This window comes from Klebsiella sp. YJ (assembly GCF_002108615.1).
In the GTDB taxonomy this organism is placed as follows: Bacteria; Pseudomonadota; Gammaproteobacteria; order Enterobacterales; family Enterobacteriaceae; genus Klebsiella; species Klebsiella planticola.
This window is the reverse complement of sequence record NZ_MTEG01000011.1, coordinates 195,723-217,311: the sequence shown is the minus strand read 5'-3', so window position 1 is coordinate 217,311 and position 21,589 is coordinate 195,723. Positions and strand designations below refer to the sequence as shown.

At 59.1% G+C, this 21,589-nt stretch carries 17 protein-coding genes; 9 read left to right on the top strand and 8 right to left on the bottom strand.

The window, feature by feature from the left end; genetic code table 11:
* Positions 1–20: 20 nt before the first annotated feature.
* Positions 21–974 (top strand): aldo/keto reductase, encoded by a 954-nt coding sequence (locus tag BV390_RS13445; protein WP_032689070.1) that lies wholly within the window; start codon positions 21–23, stop codon positions 972–974.
* Between the two features lie 40 nt (positions 975–1,014).
* Here the strand turns inward: BV390_RS13445 and BV390_RS13440 are convergent, their stop codons facing one another.
* The 4 genes from BV390_RS13440 to BV390_RS13425 form a co-directional block, all read right to left on the bottom strand.
* Positions 1,015–1,806: a MoaF C-terminal domain-containing protein gene (locus BV390_RS13440; protein WP_032689069.1), complete on the bottom strand. Its 792-nt coding sequence runs from the start codon at positions 1,804–1,806 to the stop codon at positions 1,015–1,017.
* A gap of 25 nt (positions 1,807–1,831) precedes the next feature.
* Positions 1,832–2,608, bottom strand: a complete 777-nt coding sequence (locus BV390_RS13435; RefSeq protein WP_085397016.1) for an SDR family NAD(P)-dependent oxidoreductase — start codon at positions 2,606–2,608, stop codon at positions 1,832–1,834.
* 85 nt (positions 2,609–2,693) lie between these two features.
* Positions 2,694–4,427: an arylsulfatase gene (locus BV390_RS13430; RefSeq protein ID WP_064384198.1), complete on the bottom strand. Its 1,734-nt coding sequence runs from the start codon at positions 4,425–4,427 to the stop codon at positions 2,694–2,696.
* A 76-nt stretch (positions 4,428–4,503) separates the two neighbouring features.
* Positions 4,504–5,691 carry an anaerobic sulfatase maturase gene (locus BV390_RS13425; RefSeq protein ID WP_085397015.1) on the bottom strand — a complete coding sequence of 396 codons (1,188 nt, stop codon included), beginning with the start codon at positions 5,689–5,691 and terminating at the stop codon, positions 4,504–4,506.
* A gap of 478 nt (positions 5,692–6,169) precedes the next feature.
* Between BV390_RS13425 and BV390_RS13420 the strand changes: the two genes are divergently transcribed.
* The 3 genes from BV390_RS13420 (at position 6,170) to BV390_RS13410 (ending at position 9,275) form a co-directional block, all read left to right on the top strand.
* On the top strand, positions 6,170–6,853 hold the full coding sequence (locus tag BV390_RS13420; RefSeq protein WP_032689061.1) for a helix-turn-helix transcriptional regulator: 684 nt from the start codon (positions 6,170–6,172) through the stop codon (positions 6,851–6,853).
* Between the two features lie 117 nt (positions 6,854–6,970).
* Entirely contained in the window at positions 6,971–8,158 is a 1,188-nt protein-coding gene (locus BV390_RS13415; RefSeq protein WP_046852989.1) for an MFS transporter, read from the top strand.
* A gap of 1 nt (position 8,159) precedes the next feature.
* Positions 8,160–9,275 (top strand): class II histone deacetylase, encoded by a 1,116-nt coding sequence (locus tag BV390_RS13410; protein WP_032700622.1) that lies wholly within the window; start codon positions 8,160–8,162, stop codon positions 9,273–9,275.
* A 76-nt stretch (positions 9,276–9,351) separates the two neighbouring features.
* On the opposite strand, the gene BV390_RS13405 is transcribed toward BV390_RS13410, so the two are convergent.
* From BV390_RS13405 to BV390_RS13390, 4 genes are all read right to left on the bottom strand, one after another.
* Positions 9,352–9,909 (bottom strand): DUF3156 family protein, encoded by a 558-nt coding sequence (locus BV390_RS13405; protein WP_047664295.1) that lies wholly within the window; start codon positions 9,907–9,909, stop codon positions 9,352–9,354.
* The gene (locus BV390_RS13400; RefSeq protein WP_032700620.1) at positions 9,887–11,386 is read right to left on the bottom strand and encodes an APC family permease; all 1,500 of its coding nucleotides are present in this window, start codon (positions 11,384–11,386) and stop codon (positions 9,887–9,889) included. The genes BV390_RS13405 and BV390_RS13400 overlap by 23 nt, the downstream gene beginning before the upstream one ends.
* A gap of 191 nt (positions 11,387–11,577) precedes the next feature.
* Entirely contained in the window at positions 11,578–11,943 is a 366-nt protein-coding gene (locus BV390_RS13395) for a cupin domain-containing protein (protein ID WP_032689054.1), read from the bottom strand.
* A 13-nt stretch (positions 11,944–11,956) separates the two neighbouring features.
* Complete coding sequence (locus tag BV390_RS13390; protein WP_032689053.1) at positions 11,957–13,258, bottom strand: NAD(P)/FAD-dependent oxidoreductase; 1,302 nt, start codon at positions 13,256–13,258, stop codon at positions 11,957–11,959.
* 150 nt (positions 13,259–13,408) lie between these two features.
* Here BV390_RS13390 and BV390_RS13385 point away from each other — a divergent pair, with 150 nt between their 5' ends.
* From BV390_RS13385 to BV390_RS13365, 5 genes are all read left to right on the top strand, one after another.
* A complete protein-coding gene (locus tag BV390_RS13385) occupies positions 13,409–14,902 on the top strand; it encodes an aldehyde dehydrogenase family protein (RefSeq protein ID WP_168185415.1) in 1,494 nt (497 codons plus the stop codon).
* 407 nt (positions 14,903–15,309) lie between these two features.
* A complete protein-coding gene (locus BV390_RS13380; protein WP_032689050.1) occupies positions 15,310–16,392 on the top strand; it encodes a YncE family protein in 1,083 nt (360 codons plus the stop codon).
* A 57-nt stretch (positions 16,393–16,449) separates the two neighbouring features.
* Complete coding sequence (locus tag BV390_RS13375) at positions 16,450–18,645, top strand: TonB-dependent receptor (protein ID WP_032696463.1); 2,196 nt, start codon at positions 16,450–16,452, stop codon at positions 18,643–18,645.
* A gap of 163 nt (positions 18,646–18,808) precedes the next feature.
* Complete coding sequence (pheP, locus tag BV390_RS13370; protein WP_032689048.1) at positions 18,809–20,185, top strand: phenylalanine transporter; 1,377 nt, start codon at positions 18,809–18,811, stop codon at positions 20,183–20,185.
* Between the two features lie 152 nt (positions 20,186–20,337).
* Positions 20,338–21,579 carry an MFS transporter gene (locus BV390_RS13365; RefSeq protein WP_032696461.1) on the top strand — a complete coding sequence of 414 codons (1,242 nt, stop codon included), beginning with the start codon at positions 20,338–20,340 and terminating at the stop codon, positions 21,577–21,579.
* The last annotated feature ends 10 nt before the right edge of the window (positions 21,580–21,589 follow it).

Below are 21,589 nucleotides of genomic sequence, written 5' to 3'. Positions count from 1 at the left end.
AGCGATAAGGAGTGAACGGCATGAATACACGTCCATTGGGTAAAACCGGATTTTCCATCGCGCCGCTGGTCTTCGGCGGCAACGTGTTTGGCTGGACCTGCGATGAAAAAACCAGTTTTGCCATTCTTGATGCTTTTGTCGACCACGGCTTTGACGCCATTGATACCGCCGATGTCTACTCCCGCTGGGCGGATGGCAATCAGGGCGGTGAGTCGGAAACCCTGATTGGCCGCTGGCTACAGGCGCGTCCGGGGATGCGTGATAAGGTAAAAATCTTCACCAAAGTGGGCTCTGATTTAGGGTTACCTGGGCAAAAAGGGTTGAAGAAAGCCTGGATCCAGCAGGCCGTGGAAAACTCGCTGCGCCGTCTGAACACCGATTATATCGATCTCTATTTCGCCCACTGGCCGGACCCGGAAACCCCCATTGCCGAGACGCTGAGCGCTTTTCACGCGCTGCAGCAGGCGGGGAAAATCCGCGCGACGGGGGCTTCTAACCTGGATGCCCAGCAGCTTTCCTCGGCGCTGGAAGTGGCGCGGAAAGAGGGGCTGCCGGCCTGGCAGGTGCTGCAACCGGAATACAACCTCTATCACCGCTCCGCTTTTGAGGGGGCGCTGTGCGACCTGTGCATCAGCCGGGAAATAGGCGTCGTCACCTACTACAGCCTCGCCTCCGGTTTCCTGACCGGTAAATACCGTCAACCGTCCGATCTGGCGCAAAGCCAGCGCGGCAGCGGCATCGGGAAATACCTTAATCCGCGCGGAATGCGCATAATCGATACCCTGGAAGAGGTTGCCGCTCAGCACCATGCGAAACCTGGCGAAGTGGCGCTGGCCTGGCTGATGGGCCGGGAAGGGGTGACCGCGCCGATTGCCAGCGCCACCAGCGTGGCCCAGGTCGAGAGCTTTGCTCGTGCTGCTCAGCTGACGCTGAATGCCGCCCAGCTGGCGCGGCTGGAGATTGCCAGCGCCTGACGGAGGCGTGTGCCGGAGCCGTCGGGCTCCGGCGTTACGCTCAGGACGAAGGGTTCGTCACATTCAGAATCTGCGCGCTGGCCCCGACCGGGAAATTGCTCAGCGCGGCAAAATCACTTCCCTGATAGCCGAGAATCTTGCCGTCGGTGCGCATCTGCTGCAGATCGATAAGGATCACGCCCAGCGTCGGAATGATTTTCTCGCGCCAGACGAACAGCGTCAGATCGTCGGCCACCTGCACATAGTGACAGCGATCGACATCCGCCAGACCTTTCTCGACACCGTCCAGACACTGCCAGGCATAGAAGTTATCGTTGAGATAAATATGCTCGTAGCGTTCGGTCGGGCTGTAGGTGTACTGGTTACGCATCCCCACCAGCGCGCGGGTGAAGGTCGGCAGCGGCCCCGGCTCGCGGTTCAGACGGGCAAAATGGAAGCGGGCTTCGACTGCCGTCAGCGGCAGACCCTGCTCGACGCGGCTGAACGCATCGAGGCGTGCGGCTTGCTCCGTCGGTAGCTGACCGTAGACCAGGGTGGCGTTATTTTGCGCCAGGTTGCACACCGCGCTGATGCTGGCGTTCTCCTTGCCGGGATCGAGAAAATCGATAAACAGCACATCGGGGCGAATGGCGGTCACGCGCCCGGAAACGGGCTGGCCGTCCCACAGCAGGGTGTGGGTATCGGCCATCGTCAACTGATGACGGGCGCCATCGGCCAAATAAAAGGTCAGGGGCTTGCCGTCAGGCAAAGAGGTCACCGGCAGGACGTTGCCGTGAGGCGCAAAGCCGTCCGCGAGCGCGCCGACCTGAATAAATACGGCTTCTGAAGTCATGTGAGATCCTTGTTGTGTAAGAACGTTAAGCAAACGCCAGCGTCGGGACATCAACCGAACTGGCGCCGCCGTCGGCAACCAGCATCGCACCGCTGATAATCGACGCCTGCGGGGAACAGAGGAACTGGCAGGCGAGCGCAATCTCCTGCGCGCTGGCCGGGCGGCGCAGCGGGACGTCGCGACACACCTGCTGGTAGGCCTGCTCAAGGCTCATACCCTGCGCGTCCATCAGCGGCTGCATCTCCTCATCGGCCATCGGCGTGGTCACCCAGCCGGGGCAAATGGCGTTGGCGCGTACCCCTTGTGGGCCATAGTCCCGCGCGACCGAACGCATCAGGCCAATCACTGCATGCTTGGCGGTGACGTAACCGCAGGCCTGCGGCCCGGCGGCGAGGGAGGCGATCGAGGCGACAAACAGCACGTTGCCGCGCCGGGCAATCAGCGATGGCAGGCAGGCGCGGACGCTGGCAAACGCGCTGTTGAGATTGCTTTCCAGCGCCGCACGCCACTGCCGGTCGCTGGTCTCCACGACGGCGCCGTTGCCCATGCCGCCCGCGCTACAGATTAAAACGTCGATATGGCCCGCGCGTTCGAGAATCGTCGGCAGCAGATGAGCCTGCCACTCATCGCCGCTGGCGGCATCGCCAGCCAGCGCCACGGCGCCGGTCTCTTCCGCCAGCGCTTGCAAAGGAGCGAGACGGCGACCGGTAATGAACACCGTCTCGCCCGCCGCCGCCATCAGTCGTGCACAGGCGGCGCCAATCCCGGTGCCGCCGCCGGTAATCACTACCACTCTACTCATTGTTTCTCTCCCGGAACGCCTGCTTTGTACCTTAGAAAGGGGATGCGCTCCCGGCTATCGCCCGAAAGAACGAGCGCCGGATGAATCAATCGTGCTGCGGCGCCGGTATCGCCTGCGGCGCGGCAACGGGTTTCATGGTCTGCGGATCCACCGCGAGGTAGCGGCCGGTTTTCGCGTCGATGCCGACATAGTCGATGGCTTTGCCATCGGCGTGAACCACCATGGTGCGTCCGGCAAACGCCGCGTAATCCTGACTCATGGTCTGCACCCGCTGTGGATATTGCGTGGCGAGATCATGGGTTTCCAGCGGGTCCTGCTTAAGATTGAACAGCCCCCACGGCGCGTCCCCCGCCTGCGGGAAGGTTTTTACCAGCCGCCGCAGCTTCCAGTCGCCGTCAATCCAGGCCGCCTGGTTATGCAGCTCGACGCCGTAGCGGGAGCGCGGCGGCTGTAAGGTTTCGCCGGTCAGATAGCGTTTAAAGCTGACGCCGACCATCGGCAGGACCGGTTTTTTCGCCAGCGCTTTGGTGGCATCGATACCGGCGAACTCATAGAGGGTGGGCGCGACGTCATACACCGCCATGGTGGTGGCGTCGATTTTGCCGCGATGGACAATCCCGGGCCCGGCAATCATAAAGTCGGTATTGATGCCGCCCTGGCCGCTGGTGGTTTTGTGGTAGCGCGCGTACGGGGCGTTGCTGACGTTCGCCCAGTGCGGGCCGTAGGAGACGAACGAACCTTTGCGGCCAATATTCTCGTAGCGATTGTCGAACTGCTGCCAGAACGTGGGTTCGGATTCGTAGTAAAAGCCTTCTGCCGGGTTGGCGCCGTTATCGGTTAAAAAGATCAGCAGGGTATTTTTATCACGCCCGGTTTGCTTCAACGTTTCCATCACCGTACCGATCTGCGCATCCATGTTGGCAATCATCGCGGCGTATACCTGCATCACTTTCGCGGTGTATTTTTGCTGCTCCGGCGTCAACGCCGCCCACTCTTTATCGAGATCCAACCCAGGGAGCGGCGTGTCGTCATGGAGGATCCCTGACGCCTTCAGGCGGGCAATTCGCTGGCGATAAACCTCGCCATAACCTTGCTCGTACTGACCTTTAAAACGGGCAATCCATTCATCCGGCGCCTGCAGCGGGTCGTGGGGGGCGGTAAAGGCCAGCCAGGCAAAAACCGGCTGTTGCGGCGGTGTCTCTTTGATCCACTGGTTCATCTGGGCGGCGTAGGCCTCGCTGGAGTAAAAGTCGGCGGGGAGCGAAACCCGCTGGCCGTCGCGGGTGTAGTAGGTGTGGAAGGCTTCGACGGTACCCAGCGGTATCGCATCGTCAAAATGGCTGGTGCCGCCGCCCATAAAGGCGAACGAGTGGCGAAAGCCGCGATCCTTTGGCGTGGCGCCGGGCACAAAGCCGAGGTGCCATTTCCCGGTCATCAGCGTGTTATAGCCGGCATCTTTAAATCGTTCGGCCATAGTGGTGACGCGATCGGTGAGGCGCAGTTCATACCCCTCTTTGCCAAGGGTACTGTCATACCACCACATTCCGCCCATGCCGGCCTGCTGGTTAGTATTCCCGGTCAACAGCATCGAACGGGCAGGGGCTGACATCGGCGACGTGTAGTACTGGCTCATGCGCACGCCCTGTTCGGCCATCGCCTGCAGGTTAGGCGTCGGGATTTCGCCGCCGAAGGGGCTGATATCGGAATACCCCATATCGTCGGCGATAATCACGATGATGTTGGGGCGTTCGGTTTGCGCGCTGTGCGCTGCGCCGGAGAGGATCATGCTCAGCGCGGCGGCCACTGTTTTTTTATTCACTACCGGGTCTCCTGTTCAGGCTCGGGGATGCATCGCGCCCGAAGATGAAGGCGGCGCGACCATGGAAAAATATCGGTTAGCGCGTCGCCCGGCTGCCGATAAAGCGGGCGCGCCAGGCGCGCAGCCCCTTCAGATCGCGGGAGTAGGGGCGCAGCGGAGCAAGAATTTCGCTAAAAAAATGGAAGTAGCCAGCGCACAGCCGGTTGTAGCCCGCGTCGTTAAGATGGGCCGGACAGCCGCCCTGGCAGACGATTTTTACCGCGCACTGCTGGCACTCCCGGCGTCGGCTTTTTTCGCTGCCGAAGGGCAGACGGGTCGCGCTATCCACCGCCTGAGCCAGCGGGCGGTCGTCGAGCTGGCCGAGATGATGCCGGTCGTTAATCAGGTGATCGCAGGCGTAGAGCCGGCCGTCGGGCTCCATCACCAGGTTGCTGCCGCAGCGGGCGGCATGGACGCAGGTGGCGCTGGTGTGGGTAAAATATTGCCCCCACGCCTGCTCAATATTCATCACAAAAACCCGCCCGATATCGCCGCGTTTACGCCACTGGCGCCAGATAGCGACCATAAAGCGCCCCCAGTTATCGGCGCTGAGCCGATAGCCCTGCGCCAGGGCATCGCCCTCGCTCATCAGCGGCTGAAACTGCAGGTAGCGGGCGCCAAGGCTCACGACGTGGTCGTAAACAGAAGCGGCGTGCCGGGTCATCTCGTCGTGGACCACCACCAGTAAATTAAATTCCACCTGATGCCGGTGCAGCAGGGCGATGCCGCGCAGCGCCGCCGGGTAGCTGGCCTGGCCGCGTTTATCCGGACGGTGGTGGTTTTGCAGCGTTTCACTGCCTTCCAGACTGACGCCGACCGTGAAATGATGTTCACGGAACAGGCGGCACCACGCATCGTTGATGAGCGTGGCGTTGGTTTGCAGGCTGTTGCTGATGGTGACGCCCGCGGGGGCATAGCGCTGCTGCAGCGCCAGCGCCTTCTGATAAAAGCGCAGTCCGGCCAGCAGCGGTTCGCCGCCTTGCCAGACGAAATTAATCTCCCGGGCGCCGGCGGGCTGGGCGGCAATATAGCGGCGGATAAACGACTCCAGCGTCGCATCGTCCATTTTCCGCACCGGGGTCTCGCCCTGCGGGTAATAACAGTAGCGGCAGGCGAGGTTGCAGGCCGGGCCAATGGGTTTGATCAAAAGATGAAAGGGCACCGTTGCCCGGGGCTCCATAGCCAGCGGAATTTGTTGCTGGCGTAATGCGGCGATATTCAGCATCGTTTTGATCCTGTCCGGTGAGGTTATTTTATTGGCCATTCTGGCGCGAGGCCGTACTCGGTCCCCGGTTATTTCTTTCTGCCTGCGGCCCTGTTTGGGCAGCAGAAAAACCTGCGCTTCCCTGCAAAGTTAAGCGCCTGATGAAAATGACCTGAGTGATATTTATCAGGTATAGAGGAGTCGTTTAAAAAGACACTCGTTCTAAAGGACGAGATTGGCGCTGAAAAGCGTAAGAATGTGAACCGTGCGACGCCCGCGAATAAAGTTAATAACTTTTGTTTATGTTTTAATGTTATGTCGATAACTCAACGATATGTGGAATAATAATGTCTTAAATAACAATTCATTAAATAAAATTTTGCAACCAATATCACATTGTTAATATGTTAATGATTGTGTTACTTAAATGTGAAATGTATGCTTCCTGTATCGTTGGTCATCCGCGTTTCACGCACTTTAACCTCGACGGGAGGGGATCATGTCTGCTTTATTAAAAGCCAGTCGTAATGATGCGATAATTGCCCGTTGTTTACAGACTATTTCACAGTTAATTCCACTGTCGTCGGCGGTGTTTTATCGGGTTAATCATCGTTTAAAACCAGAACACTATATTTTGCATAATATTTCTGCTAATACGCACCAGCAATATCTGGAGTGTTTTCAGCCGTTAGATCCGCTGCTGCCGTCCCGCTTTAGCCATCAGGCGATTACCATGGCGGCGATGACGCCAGGCGTCTGTGACCGTAACCGTCATTACTATCATGAGTTTATGTTGCCGAATAATGTTCGCGACATGACGGAGGTCTTTATTCGCCGCGACCGACGGATTATTGCCGGCATCTCCTTAATGCGCGACGTCGCTTTCTCCAGCGAAGAGCGTCTGCGCGCCCAGGCGGTGCTGCCGTTGGTGGAGCTGGCAATCCACGATTGTCTCCGGGAAGAGGATGACCTGCCGGCGATGCTGACGGCGAAAGAGCGTGAAATTGTGGGCATGGTCCGTGAAGGGGCCAGTAATAAGCTAATTGCCCGTCAGCTGGATATTTCTCTCTCCACGGTGAAAACCCACTTACGCAATATTTTTGCCAAGACCGAAGTGGTCAATCGTACCGAGCTCGTTTCCCGAACCTGGATGCCATCCGCTCAGCGCACGCTGCATCTGTAATCTGACTCATCGCATCCCGCGCGCGCCGCCGACCGCGGCGTTTTCCTGATGCCTGACGGTATCACTCCCTGGACTGCTGCCCGGGGGGAGACTTTTTTGACTGGAGCACGCACCACGATGTCGAGTATGCCTGTTGCTGAAAAGCCTTTATCCCAGCCGTCAGGGCTGGTTTTTACCGCCCGCCTGCTGGCGGCCATCGTCATTTTCGCTGCCGTTGCGCCGGGGATTCTGATGACCGCGCCAGCGGTCGCGGCGCAGCTGGCCAGCGAATGGCAGCTGACGCCGGCGGAGATTGGCTATCTTTTCTCCGCCGAACTCGGCGCCATGAGCCTGGCGACGCTGCCGGCATGGTGGTGGATGAGTCGTCTGAACTGGCGCCGCGTGGCCCTGTGCGCCTGCGCGGTATTTCTCGTCGCCAATCTTGTTTCGGCGGCGGTCAGTCAGTACGAAACGCTGCTGATCGCCCGCTTCATCGCCTCGCTGGCGGGGGGCACCCTGATGATTCTGTGTATCAGCTGTGCGGCCGGGACGGCCAATCCTTCCCGGGTGTATGCCTTCTGGGTGCTGGGACAGCTGCTGCTGGGAATGGTGGGACTGCTGGTGTTACCCGCGCTGTTTGCCAGCTTTGGCCTGAAGGTGGTGTACCTGATCCTCGCCGCTATCATGCTCTGCTGTCTGCCGCTGGTCCCGGCTTTTCCCCAACGTTTTCAGCCGATGTCCGCCTCCCGCCTGCGGCCGTCGGTCGCCCCGCTGCGTAAGCTATTAGCCGTGCTGGCGGTGCTGACGTTTTATATCAGCCTCAGCGCGGTGTGGACCTTTATCGGCACCATTGGCAGCGCGGCGGGATTGACCGCGGCGCAAATTGGTATGGTACTGGCGGCCGCGACGGTATTCGGCATTATCGGCGCGGGCGGGGCGGCTTTGCGCGGCACGCGGCGTCCGGACCGGATAGCGGTCTGGCTGGGCTACGGTCTGCTGATCCTCAGCATAGTGCTGCTGGTCAGCCATCCGCTGCTGGTGCGCTTCGCGCTGGCGGCGCTGCTGTTCAAATTCACCTGGACCTTTGTTCTGCCTTTTATTCTCGCGCGCGTTGCCGGGCTGGATAACAACGGTCGCCTGATGAACAGCATCAATCTGGTGATTGGCGGCGGAATGGCGGCCGGTCCGGCGCTGGCCGGGGCGCTGCTACAACGTTTTTCCAGCGCCGATGCGCTGCTTGCGGCGGCAGGCGGCTGCGCGCTGATCTCAGCGGGATTAATTCTGGCGGCATCGTCCGCCGGAAAGAGTGAGCCAACGGGAGGATAGAGTGAAAAGAAAAACCGGTTTCTTCTTTGATGAACGTTGTTTCTGGCACAGTACCGGCCTGCATGCGGTGACGCTACCGGTCGGTGGCTGGGTACAGCCTCCGGCAGGGGGCGGCCATGCGGAATCGCCGGAAACCAAACGTCGGATGAAAAACCTGATGGATGTCGCGGGGCTGACTTCGCAGCTTCAGCTACGCGGCGGCGCGGCCGCCAGCGAGGAGGATCTGCGCCGCATTCACCCGGCCCATTATCTGGAGCGCTTTAAGGCGATCAGCGATAGCGGCGGCGGTCTGCTGGGCAAAGAGGCGCCGCTGGGACCGGGCAGCTATGAAATCGCCTGCCTTTCTGCCGGACTGGCCTGTGCCGCGGTAGAGGCGGTGCTGAGCGGCGAGCTGGATAATGCCTACTCTCTGTCGCGGCCGCCGGGTCACCACTGCCTGCCGGATCAATCGATGGGCTTCTGTTTTCTTGCCAACATTCCCATTGCCGTGGAGCGGGCGAAGGCGCGGCTCGGGCTGGGGAAAGTGGCGATCCTCGACTGGGATGTGCACCACGGCAACGGTACGCAACATATCTATCTGCATCGTGACGATGTGCTGACTATCTCGCTGCACCAGGACGGCTGTTTTCCGCCAGGCTATGCCGGAGAGGAAGATCGCGGCACCGGCGCCGGCGAAGGTTACAACATCAATGTTCCGCTGATGGCCGGCGCGGGGGACGACGGCTGGCGCTATGCGCTGGAAACGATCGTTCTGCCGGCGCTGGCGCGCTTTGAACCGGAGCTGATTATCGTCGCCTGCGGTTACGATGCCAACGCGATGGATCCGCTGGCGCGAATGCTGCTCCACAGCGATAGTTTCCGCGCCATGACCGAACGGGTGCAGGAGGCCGCCGATCGCCTGTGCGGCGGTAAGCTGGTGCTGGTTCATGAAGGGGGCTATGCCGAATCCTATGTACCGTTCTGCGGGCTGGCGGTGATGGAGGCGTTGAGCGGCGTGAAAACCGAGGTTGAGGATCCGCTGCTGGCGTTTATTCAGCAACAGCAACCGCGTGAAGCCTTTACCCGCTTTCAGCGTCAGGCGATTGATGAACTGGCGCACCGGTTTGGGCTGAAGTAATGTCCGTTCGCTTCTCCGCTATGAAGGCGGAGAAGCGCTCTCCTGTGCGGTGCTCTTTTTCACTGTCTCTTTGATGTCACTTCTCTGTCGCCGTCTGCGCCATCCACTGACCGATCGCCTGATGCAGCATATTCATAACGCTCAACAGCAGCATCCGCTGGTGTTTTTCGAGGCGCAGATAGCGGCGCAGCGGCGGCATTTTGCAGACCACTTCGCTGGCGGCCCACGGCTCAATGCAGCAGCGCCAGCGCTGGTTATCGATGGTTAAGGAGAAGCGGCGGTAGTCCAGTTCGCTCAATGTCTGCTGTAAACGCGGAAAACGGTTGAGGTAATGAGCGAGGTCGGCGGCCGGTTTTGCCGCCCGAAAGGTCACCGGCTGGCGTTTAAGCCAGCCGGATTGATGGGCGCGAATTCTCCCCTGAGCGGGCCGGGTGACCGGCCCCTCGACGACAAATTCGCAGCTGTGAATGCTGGCCATAAACAGCCGTTTCTGGCGAACGCTGAAGGTGACATCGGTGGTGGCGTTCAGGTGCAGCACCGCGCTGCGCTCGCTGAGCTTTTCGCTATCCCAGCCGGCCAGATCGCGCTGCACCGCATTCATCAGCGGCGTACTAAATGAGGGGACGGAGGGCATCTGGCGTCATCTCCCCTTGGTTCTGTTTCTCATAGTTGCCAATCGCGCGTTCCACCACCTCTTCAACCGGCACCGGACGGAACGGGTTGACCCGCTGGACGCACACCGTCCAGAAAAGGGCATAGGCGGCGGTCAGGCCGAGCATGATGCCGAATGGCACCAGCACTTCGCGGCTGTCCATCCCCGGCGGGGTGATATTGATGATGGCGATAATAATCCCGACGCTGGAGATAATCTGCGGCAGCGGGAACCACGGCGAGCGGTAGGCGCGGGGCAGATCCGGACGACGAATACGCAGCAGTACCACCGAGAGGGTCACCAGCAGATAGGCGACGCCCCAGGCGCAGACGGCGGCGAGGATCAGCGGCACGATACGATCGATATTGCCGTTCAGATACCAGGCGTGCAGGCAGGGAATCGCCACGCCAATGGCAATGGCGATAACCGGCGTCTTGAAGCGAGGGTGCAGCCAGGTCAGGAAGCGCGGGAGCGCGCCATCCAGCGCCATGCCGTAGATAATCCGCGGTACGGCGGCCATCAGAGTATTAATGGTTGCGCAGCCCGCCAGCAGCAGGCCGACGCCCAGCCAGTACTGTCCCGCGTGACCCATCACCCGTTCAGCGAAGGCCGGAATAGCCATCGGCGTATCCAGCAGATGGACGTTGTTGGCCGCGTCCAGCATCACGTTCTCGACCTGACGGTTAATGGCCGCGCCATAGATAAACATGCAGCTTGCGACGCCCAGCAGGCCGAGCGCCATCGCGCGAGGAATGGTCCGGTGCGCTTGTTTAATTTCCGGGGCCATGGGGGTCACCAGTTCACAGCCGACGAACATAAACATCGCCATGCCGATATAGCCGAACAGACCTGAAAGATCGCTGACATTCAGCGGCGTGCCGAACCAGCCGGAGAGATGGGTCACCGGCGCCATAAAAATCCCGCACAGGCCGAAGATGGTCAGCGTGCTCCACATCCCGAAGGTCAGTACGACTTCGACCTTTCCGAAGATCTCGACGCCAATGGCGTTCAGCAGGCCGAACACCACCACCATCCCGACGCCGACCATCCAGGTATTCTGGTGGACGGCCATCTGGCTGCTGATGGACTCAAAGTTCACCAGCGCCATCACCCCGGCCAGGATGGTTTCCGCGGTGCCGGCAAAAATATGCACGATCAGATAGGCGCACAGCGCGCCGGTAATGGCGAAAAAGCGCCCCATCCCGCAGGCGATATAGTCATATACCGAGCCGGTAGTGGGGATCAGCGTCGCCGCTTCGGCAAAGGTGGTGACCTGTGCCTGCATCATGATAAACGCCAGCAGTACCGCCAGCGCGAAGGTATCGCCGCCCATGCCAAAACCGCTGGTCACGGTCAGGATCACCGGGCTGGCCATAATCAGTCCGACGGAGCTGGCGAGGGTAGTTGGAAAGCCGACGACGCCGCGTTCGAGATGGCCGGCGAGTCTTTTACTGAACATAGTCAACCTCTGCACAAGATAGGTAAGGGCAGGGAGTGGCTGGAAGTGAATAGCCATTCCGGATAGTCATAATTTAGGTTGGCATCCGGCTCAATGAATATCGTCCTGAAGGTGGAGAACGGCGGTTGAATCTGTGACCAGGTGCATGAATACAATCCCCGCCGCCGGGCACCGGGGATTGTCTGCGTGGGTTAGCGGCTTTCGACGTTCGCCAGGTAGTGTTTGACGAAGCGTGGGGTGAGGATTTTCCACTCCACTTCGGTGCCCTGCTTGACGAACCAACTGTCGCCCGGCGCGAAGCGCTGCGGCTCGCCGCCCGACACGGTCAGCTCAACTTCGCCTTCCAGCACGGTGGCGTGTTCGGTAAACGGGTAGGTCATGGTGAAACTCCCCTGCGTGGATGAAAACAGACCGCAGGTAAAGGCGTCCTGCGGTTCGCCGTAAACCATAGCGCCCGCCACCTGCGGATCGCCTTCGGTCGGCGTTGCCCCCAGCAGGCTGACGCTGCCGATAGGCTGCAGTTCAGGAACCGGTTGATCGAGTTTAAATGCTTGCATGATGTTCTCCTGGTTAACTCCGGCCTTTCCAGTAACCGGCGGTTTGATGCATGAGTTTTCCGGCGCTGACCAGCAGCAGACGCAGGCTGTCACGACCGTGGATTGTTGCGTGAGGAATACTGCTCATCAGGCGGTAACGATCTGAGCCGCCGTTAATTCCTTCGGCGAGAATTTTGCACACGATATGCGAGGGGGTGACGCCAAACCCGGAATAACCCTGAACGTAGAAAACGTTATTGTGGTCGCGCAGAGTGCCGATTTGCGGGAACAGGTTCGCGCTACAGGCCATCGGGCCGCCCCAGGCAAAGTCGATTTTGACATCCTTAAGATAGGGGAACACTTCCGCCAGCAGCGTACGATTCCAGGCGGCAAAATCGTTCGGCGTATATTCAAGGTAGCGCGTGGCGCTGCCGAACAGCAGGCGGTTTTCCCGCGTAATACGGTAGTAGTTGATGACCGGGCGAATATCGCTGAAGGCGCCGCGCAGCGGGCTGATGCGTTCGATCAGCTCATCGGAAAGGGGTTCCGTTGAGACCTGATAAGAGTAGGTGACCAGCGTCTTGTTATAGATCTCCGGCTCCAGATTATTGAGGAAGCTGTCGCAGGCCCACAGCAGTTTAGCCGCCTTCACGCTGCCCATCGCCGTGCGAACCCGCACCTCTTTGCCGTAATTCACCTCAACGACCGGAGAGGATTCGAAAATTTTCACCCCTAATGAATGCGCCGCTTTTGCCGAGCCCAGCAGCATATTCAGGGAGTGAATCTGCCCGCCGCCCATATGCTTGAGCGCGCCGCAGTAGACGTCGGAGCCGACAATTTGCTGCACATCGCTGCCGGTATAGAGCGCGATATCCTCATCCGGAGTGGCGGCCTTAAACTCTTTTTCCCACTGGCGCAGGGTCTTCAACTGACGCTGGTTATAGGCCAGATAACCGTAGCCCGGAACAAAGTCGGCATCGATATTGTATTTCTTAATCCGTTCGCGAATGATGCCTGCGCCAAGGTTCGAGATTTTAAACAGCGTCTCCAGCCCCTCTTTGCCCACGTGTTTTTTCACCGCTTCGATATCGTGACCAATGCCGGCCATGACCTGGCCGCCGTTGCGACCGGTGCCGCCGTAGCCTAAATGACGGGCTTCGAGTACGACTACGTTGGTGATGCCCTGTTCGGCCAGTTCCAGCGCAGTGTTGATACCGGAAAAGCCGCCGCCGATGATCACCACGTCGGCGGCAATATCATCCTGCAGCGCCGGAAAATGCAACTGATATTTTTTGGTGGCGCCGTAGTAGTTCAGCGCATCGATTTTGATATTCATAGCGTTACCCTGTCTGTCTCGCCTGGCTAAGACCCCCATCACAGCACGGCGGCGGGGCGCTGAATATCGTCCGAAAGAATGACGTTCTTTAGAACGATAGGCAGCCTGTTTCCGGCGTGATGTGATGAGGAACATTTCCTGAAAAAACGGATGCCACCGATGAGCGACGTGACCTTACTTGCTGAAGTAGCAGCTTTTTTACGCCAACCGCACGGGCAGTTTATTGCCGGAGAGGCTGTGCCCGGCAACGGACCGACGCTGGCGGTGATAAACCCCGCCACCGGCAAAGCGATTGCCGAAGTGACGGCGGCGGATGTCGGGCAGGCGGATGTGGCGATGGCCAGCGCCAGCCAGGCGTTTGACTCCTGGCGCGCGATGCCGACACTGCAGCGCGGCACGCTGCTGCTCAGGCTGGCCGATCTTCTGGCCAGCCACCGTGAGGAGCTGGCGCAGCTGGAGAGCCTGTGCTCCGGGAAAACCATCGGCCTGGCGCGAATGCTTGAGCTGGATCAGTCGGTGGCGTTCCTGCGCTACTTTGCCGGCTGGGCGGGCAAGGTCACCGGCGAAACGCTGGACGTCTCGCTCCCGTCGATGGCGGGAGAGCAGTACACGGCCTTTACCCGTCGTCAGCCGGTTGGCGTGGTGGTTGGGATCGTGCCGTGGAACTTTTCGATAATGATCGCCATCTGGAAGCTGGCGGCGGCGCTGGTGTGCGGCTGTACCATCGTGATTAAGCCGAGCGAGTATACGCCGCTGACGCTGCTGCGGGTTGCTGAGCTGGCGAAAGAGGCGGGGATCCCGGACGGGGTGATTAACGTGGTGAACGGCGCGGGCGGTGAAATCGCCCAGCGCTTGATTGCCCACCCGACCTGCGCGAAGGTCAGCTTCACCGGTTCGGTGGCGACCGGCGAGAAAGTCCAGCAGGCGGCGACCGGCGCCGGAAAACGCGTCACCCTCGAACTGGGGGGCAAAAACGCCGCGCTGTTTCTCGACGACCTCACCCCCGAGGCGATGACGGACGGCATTATTGAAGCGGGCTATCTGAATCAGGGGCAAATTTGCGCCGCCGCCGAGCGTTTTTATCTGCCGCAGGGCAAGCTGGATGCGGTGCTGGAAATACTGAAGCAGCGCCTGTCTGCGCTGCGCCCCGGCTCACCGCTGGATGAGCAGACGCTGATGGGGCCGCTGGCCAATCGGGCGCAGTTTGAGAAGGTGCTGCAGCTGATTGAGAAAGCGCGGGAAGAGGGCGACACCATTGTCTGCGGCGGCGAAGCGCTGCCCGGCGACGGCTATTTTGTCTTACCGACGGCGGTGAAGGTCCGGAGCGAAAACAGCACGCTGATGCAGGAAGAGACCTTCGGTCCGGTATGCAGTTTTATCGGCTACCAAAGCGAAGAGGAGGCGCTGTCCCGCATTAACGCTTCGCCGTTTGGCCTGGCCGCCAGCGTCTGGTCGGAGAATATCCGCAAGGCGCTGCGCTATTCCGACGCGATTAACGCCGGAATTGTCTGGGTGAATATGCACACATTCCTCGACCCGGCGGTGCCGTTTGGCGGCATGAAAGGGTCGGGGATTGGCCGCGAGTTCGGCAGCGCCTTTATCGATGATTACACCGAACTAAAATCGGTGATGGTGCGCTATTAATCTGCCGTCACCGGCCGCTATTGTTCTGCGGTGAGCGTATATCGGGCCGTGCGATTGGCAGGCGGCGGCCCGCTTCTTCCCCTTACCCCGCACGGTCAGCGCGCGGGGTCTGTTGTTCTCTCCCCCCGCTCGTGAGAGCCGCTCCCCCACATAAGAATGCCTTGTTTTCAGCCGATTATCGCTTTTGCGCGGGTCGGTCGTGATTAGACTTGCACGCTACAAGATAATGAGTATAGTTCTCATTCTTCTTTTTGTTTGCAGGCTAAGAATGGACTAACCTGCGCCAGTGAGTCGCTCACAAGGAAACAGCGAAGGCGTAGGGTGGGGTTCAGACTTGCTATGCCGGAACAACATAATATCGGCGCAGAGCTACCACCGGTTTATTGATTTTGTTAAGGATTTCAATGATGAAATACACCATTCCGGTATTAGCTCTGGTCATTTCTGCCGTCTTAAGCGGCTGCGCCACCCCCCCTTCCACGAGGGTAACCCCGCCGGTCGCCGAGAAAAACGCCGTTACCGTCATACAGCCGCTCAAACGTGAACTGGCTGAGGGGCTGTACGAAATGGCGCTCAGCCCGCAGGGCGATGCGTTGTACGTGGCCAGCGCCGAAGGGTTTAAAGATGTGCAGGGCGGCGCTGTCTACAGGCTTGACCCGAAAACGCTGAAAACCATCGGCCTGAGCCATACCGACCTGAAAAACTTTGCCGTACAGATGACGCCGGACGGCAAAACGCTGTTCGTTACTCATTCGCTGGACGGCGGCATCAGCGCCATCGACACCGCGACCGGGAAGGTCAAAAAACGCCTGCTGTTTAGCGAGCGTAATGAGAAAGGGATGCCCTACGGCGCGCGCCAGATCCTGCTGCTGGACAATACCCTGTACGTCGGCGCCGTCGCCGACCCGGCGCAAATCTGGGTCGTTGACGCGACCACGCTGAAGCTGAAAACGCGGATTAAAAATACCGGCAAGTGGATGACTGGCCTGCACTATTCCACGCAAACCGGCCGCCTGTACGCCGCCAACGGCAGCGGCGAGATCCTGGTGATTAATCCGCGCAGCAACCGGATTGAACAACGCTGGAAACCGCTGGGCGACAAACCGGCTCTGCTGCTGAACATCGCCGAAGACAGCGAGACCGGGCGCCTGTTTGTGACCGATAACTCGAAGGCGAAAACCACCCTGGTGCTGGATATTCACAGCGGCAAAGTGATTAAGCAGCTGGAGGTGGGTGACTCTTTGGCGGTGCTGTTCAACCCGAAACGCAATGAAATTTATATCTCCCAGCGTGAATCCGGCAAGGTTATCAGCCTCGATGGCACCACTTATGCGCTGAAAAAACAGTGGGATATCCCTGCGAATCCAAACAGCCTGCTGCTCGATGCCGAGGGGCAGACGCTGTTTGTGACCGTTAAACAACCGTTCAACAAAGATCACTCCACCAAAGGTCCGGACAGCGTTGTCCGCATCGACCTGAACGCGCAATAAAAAATTCTGGCCCGGCAGCGGGCCATTTGTTTCATTTATCTTCATCACGGACTCATTATGCACATCACGTCTTCCCCATTCCCGCTGCGCAAAACGCTGCTGGCGTTAACCATTGGCGCCATTACCCATAGCGCTGCGGCAGCAGACAACACCGCGGATAGCCCCAAAAACGAAGAGGTTATGCTCGTTCAGGCGACCGAAGGCAGCGATTTTAAAGCCGGCGGCGACCTGGTGGTACCGGCCTTCCTTGACGGACAAATTGCCCACGGCGGCCGTATTGGTATGCTTGGCGAACAAAAAGCGATGGACGTGCCGTTTAACGTTATCGGCTATACCTCGAAACTGATTCAGGATCAGCAGGCGCAAACTATCGCCGACGTGGTCAGTAATGACGCCGGCGTTCAGGCGGTGCAGGGCTACGGTAACTTTGCCGAAACCTATCGCATTCGCGGGTTTAAGCTGGATGGCGATGATATGACCATGGGCGGTCTGGCGGGCGTGGTGCCGCGTCAGGTGATGGATACCCAGATGCTGGAGCGCGTTGAAGTCTTCAAAGGGGCTAACGGTCTGCTCAATGGCGTCGCCAGCAGCGGCGTCGGCGGGATGATCAACCTCGAACCGAAACGTGCGGATGATATACCGACCACCCGCGTTGGCGTGGACTATACCGCCGATTCCCAGGTCGGCGGCAGCCTCGACCTTGGTCGTCGCTTTGGCGAGGATAATCAGTTTGGCGCCCGGGTGAACCTGGTTCACCGCGAAGGTGAGGGGGCGGTTGATAATGACAAGCGCCGCACGACGCTGGCGTCGCTGGGGCTGGATTATCGCGGCGACCGTTTCCGCTCCTCTCTTGATTTCGGCTATCAGAAAAAGACGTTCCATGGCGGAACGATGGGAATCAATATCAGCGGCATCGATTTTGTTCCTGCGCTGCCGGATAACAGCAAAAACTACAGCCAGAAGTGGGGCTATAGCGATATCGAAAGCGAATTCGGTATGGCCAAAGCCGAGTATGACCTGACCAACAGCTGGACGCTGTACAGCGCCCTCGGCGGCCAGCACTCGCATGAAACCGGCATCTACAGCGCGCCGAAGCTGGTTGACGAGAACGGCGATGCGACCGTCGGGCGTCTGGATACCAACCGCATCATCGACTCGATCAGCGGAATGGGCGGTGTGCGGGGTAATTTCAACACCGGTGTTATCTCTCATCAGGTCAACGTCGGCTATGCCGCCCAGGTCAGAACCGATGCCACCGCGTGGCGTATGTCGGCGAAAAACCCGACCACCAATATCTATGACAACCATGATGTGGCGATGCCGAATAACGCTTATTTTGGCGGCAACTACTTCGACCCGCTCACCACCTCACGCAGCCGTACCCAGGGCTGGCTGCTGAGCGACACGCTAGGTTTCTTTGATAACAGCCTTCTGCTTACCGCCGCCGCGCGTCATCAGAAAGTGGTGGTGCGTAACTACAGTAATCAAACCGGTCTGGAAGATACCTCTTCCCGCTATACCCAGAGCCGCTGGACGCCGACGGTCGGCCTGGTCTACAAGCCGTGGGAGACGCTGTCGCTGTATGCCAACCACACCGAGGCGCTGCAGCCGGGGAGCGTGGCGCCGAATACCGCGACAAATGCCGGGCAGAGTACCGGGATCGCTCATTCGAAACAGGATGAGGTGGGGGTGAAAATTGATTATGGCACCCTGGGGGGGTCGCTGGCGCTGTTTGAAATTAAAAAGCCTAACGCCATCTCCGATGCTAACGGCTACTACGGTCTGGATGGCGAGCAGCGTAACCGCGGTGCCGAACTGAACGTCTTCGGCGAGCCGACGCTGGGCCTGCGCCTGAACGGCAGCGTGCAGTGGCTGGATCCGAAGCAAACCAAAACGGCGCAGGGTATCAACGAGGGTAAAGATGCCATCGGCGTTTCTCGCTTCTACGCGGTGTTAGGTGCGGAGTATGACATCAAGCCGGTTGACGGGCTGACGGCCACCGCGCGGGTGAACCACACCGGTTCACAGTATGCCGACGCGGCGAACAGCAAAAAGCTCGACAGCTATACGACCCTCGATTTGGGCGTACGCTACCGTCTGGCGCTGAATCAGAATCAAAACCAGATGGTCCTGCGTGCCGGGGTGGATAACGTGACCAATGAGAACTACTGGTCAGGTATTGATGATACCGGCACCTATCTGTTCCAGGGGCAGCCTCGTACCGTTAAGGTATCGATGAGCTACGATTTCTGATGGTAAAATCCGGGGCGGGCCAACGCCGCTCGCCCCTTCTGTTTATCCCTTTTTCGCCGCCCGTCGCCATCCATTGCCGCGCAATCAACGCATCTGCAGCTTGAAGTCGGGCGAGCAGAAGTGTTAAAAGGTGCCCCTTCATAAAAACTCACAGGGGAAAGACGTGAAAGACGCGTCAACGCAGTCAGATGCCACAGCGGAGAGCGGCCCGACGCTTCATCGCGGTTTACAGAACCGACATATTCAGCTCATTGCCCTCGGCGGCGCTATCGGTACCGGCCTGTTTCTCGGTATCGGACCGGCGATTCAGATGGCCGGCCCGGCGGTCCTGATCGGCTATGCCGTCGCCGGGATCGTCGCTTTTCTGATCATGCGCCAGCTTGGCGAAATGGTGGTCGAAGAGCCCGTCTCCGGCTCCTTTGCCCACTTCGCATATAAATACTGGGGGCCGTTTGCCGGTTTTCTCTCCGGCTGGAACTACTGGGTGATGTTTGTGCTGGTGGGGATGGCTGAGCTCACCGCCGCCGGTATCTATATGCAGTACTGGCTTCCGGATGTGCCGACCTGGGTCTGGGCGGCGGCCTTCTTTGTCATCATCAATGCCGTTAACCTCGTTAACGTTCGCCTGTATGGCGAGGCGGAGTTCTGGTTTGCCTTAATTAAAGTGCTGGCGATTATCGGCATGATTGGCTTTGGCCTGTGGATGCTGTTTGGCGGCCACGGCGGCAGCAAAGCCGGATTTGATAACCTGTGGCGTCACGGCGGTTTCTTCGCCACCGGCTGGCATGGCCTGGTGATGTCCCTGGCGGTGATTATGTTCTCTTTCGGCGGTCTGGAGCTGATTGGTATTACCGCCGCCGAAGCGCAAAATCCGCAAAAGAGCATTCCGAAAGCGGTCAACCAGGTGGTGTACCGTATTCTGCTGTTTTATATCGGTTCGCTGGTGGTGCTGCTGGCGCTCTATCCGTGGGTGGAAATTAAGTCCGACAGCAGTCCGTTTGTGATGATTTTTCATAATCTTGACAGTAACGTCGTAGCTTCTGCGCTGAATTTCGTCATTCTGGTGGCATCGCTGTCGGTCTACAACAGCGGCGTTTACTCCAACAGCCGCATGCTGTTCGGTCTGTCGGTCCAGGGCAATGCGCCGAAGTTTCTGGCCCGCGTCAGCAAACGCGGCGTGCCGGTCAATTCGCTGATCCTCTCCGGGGTGATTACCTCGCTGGTGGTGCTGCTGAACTATCTGCTGCCGCAGAAAGCGCTGGGTCTGCTGATGGCGCTGGTGGTGGCAACGCTGCTGCTGAACTGGATAATGATCTGCATGGCGCACCTCAAGTTCCGCGCGGCCCAGCGCCGAAAAGGGCGGGAGCCGAAGTTCAAAGCGCTGCTGGCGCCGGGCGGCAACTACCTCTGTATTGCCTTCCTCGCGCTGATTCTGGTGCTGATGTGCACCATCGACGGCATGCGCCTGTCGGCCATTCTGCTGCCGGTATGGATCCTGTTCCTGTTTATGGTCTTTAAGCTGCTGCGCCGTCCGGCGTAATGCCTCCTTGCCCCGGCGTTCGCCGGGGCGATCTGCCTATTATTGTGATCGTCTTCGCGCTTAGCGTATTTTGCGCAGGATCTTCTTTTTGTAATCGATTACTTTCCATCTGGTGACGTTTTGTAATCGATTACTTTTTGAGGGCGGACAAAATGGTATCAACGACGGAAGGGCGTGAAAGCGTTGGCGTACAGCACCGGTTTCTGGTGCCGCGCCTGGCGCTAATGATGTTTATGCAGTTCTTTATCTGGGGAAGCTGGTCGGTGACCCTGGGGCTGGTGATGACGCGCTACGATATGGCGCTGCTGATTGGCGATGCGTTCTCTGCCGGGCCTATCGCCTCGATTTTATCGCCGTTTGTGCTGGGGATGCTGGTCGATCGCTTCTTTGCTTCGCAGAAAGTGATGGCGGTGATGCATCTGGCGGGGGCCGCAATCCTGTGGTTCGTTCCCCAGGCGCTGGTCGCGCACAATGGCGCGCTGCTTATCGGCCTGCTGTTTGGCTATACGCTGTGCTATATGCCGACGCTGGCGCTGACCAACAATATTGCTTTCCACAGCCTGAATAATGTCGATAAAACCTTCCCGGTGGTCCGCGTCTTTGGCACCATCGGCTGGATTATTGCCGGGATTTGTATTGGCGTGAGCGGAATTTCCGATACCACGGCTATCTTTAATCTGGCGGCGCTGTGTTCGGTCTTACTGGCCCTCTACAGCCTGACTTTGCCACATACGCCGGCAGCGGCGAAAGGCATTCCGCTGAAGTTTCGCGACCTGCTCTGCGCCGATGCGTTTGCGCTGCTCAAGACGCGCCATTTCTTTATTTTCTCACTCTGCGCCACGCTGATCTCGATTCCGCTGGGTACCTACTATGCCTACACCGCCTCCTATCTGGCGGATGCCGGCGTGGCGGATGTCAGCACCGCGATGTCATTTGGGCAGATGTCGGAAATCGCGTTTATGCTGGTGATCCCGCTGCTGTTTCGCCGCCTCGGGGTCAAGTACATGCTGCTGGTCGGGATGGCGGCGTGGTTTGTGCGCTATGCCTTCTTTGCCCTTGGGGTGAGTGAAGAGGGGCGCTTCCTGCTCTATCTCGGCATCCTGCTGCACGGCGTGTGCTACGACTTCTTTTTTGTTGTCGGCTTTATCTATACCGACCGCGTGGCGGGGGAGAAGGTCAAAGGCCAGGCGCAAAGCATGATCGTCATGTTCACCTACGGCATCGGGATGCTGCTGGGATCGCAAATTTCCGGCGCGCTGTATAACCAGCTGGTGGCCGGGCAGAGCGTGCCGCAGGCGTGGGTCACCTTCTGGTGGATTCCGGCGGTGGCCGCGGCGGTTATTGCGCTGATTTTCCTTTTCTCTTTCCAGTACCGTGAGAAAGAACAGCATTAACTATCAGGAG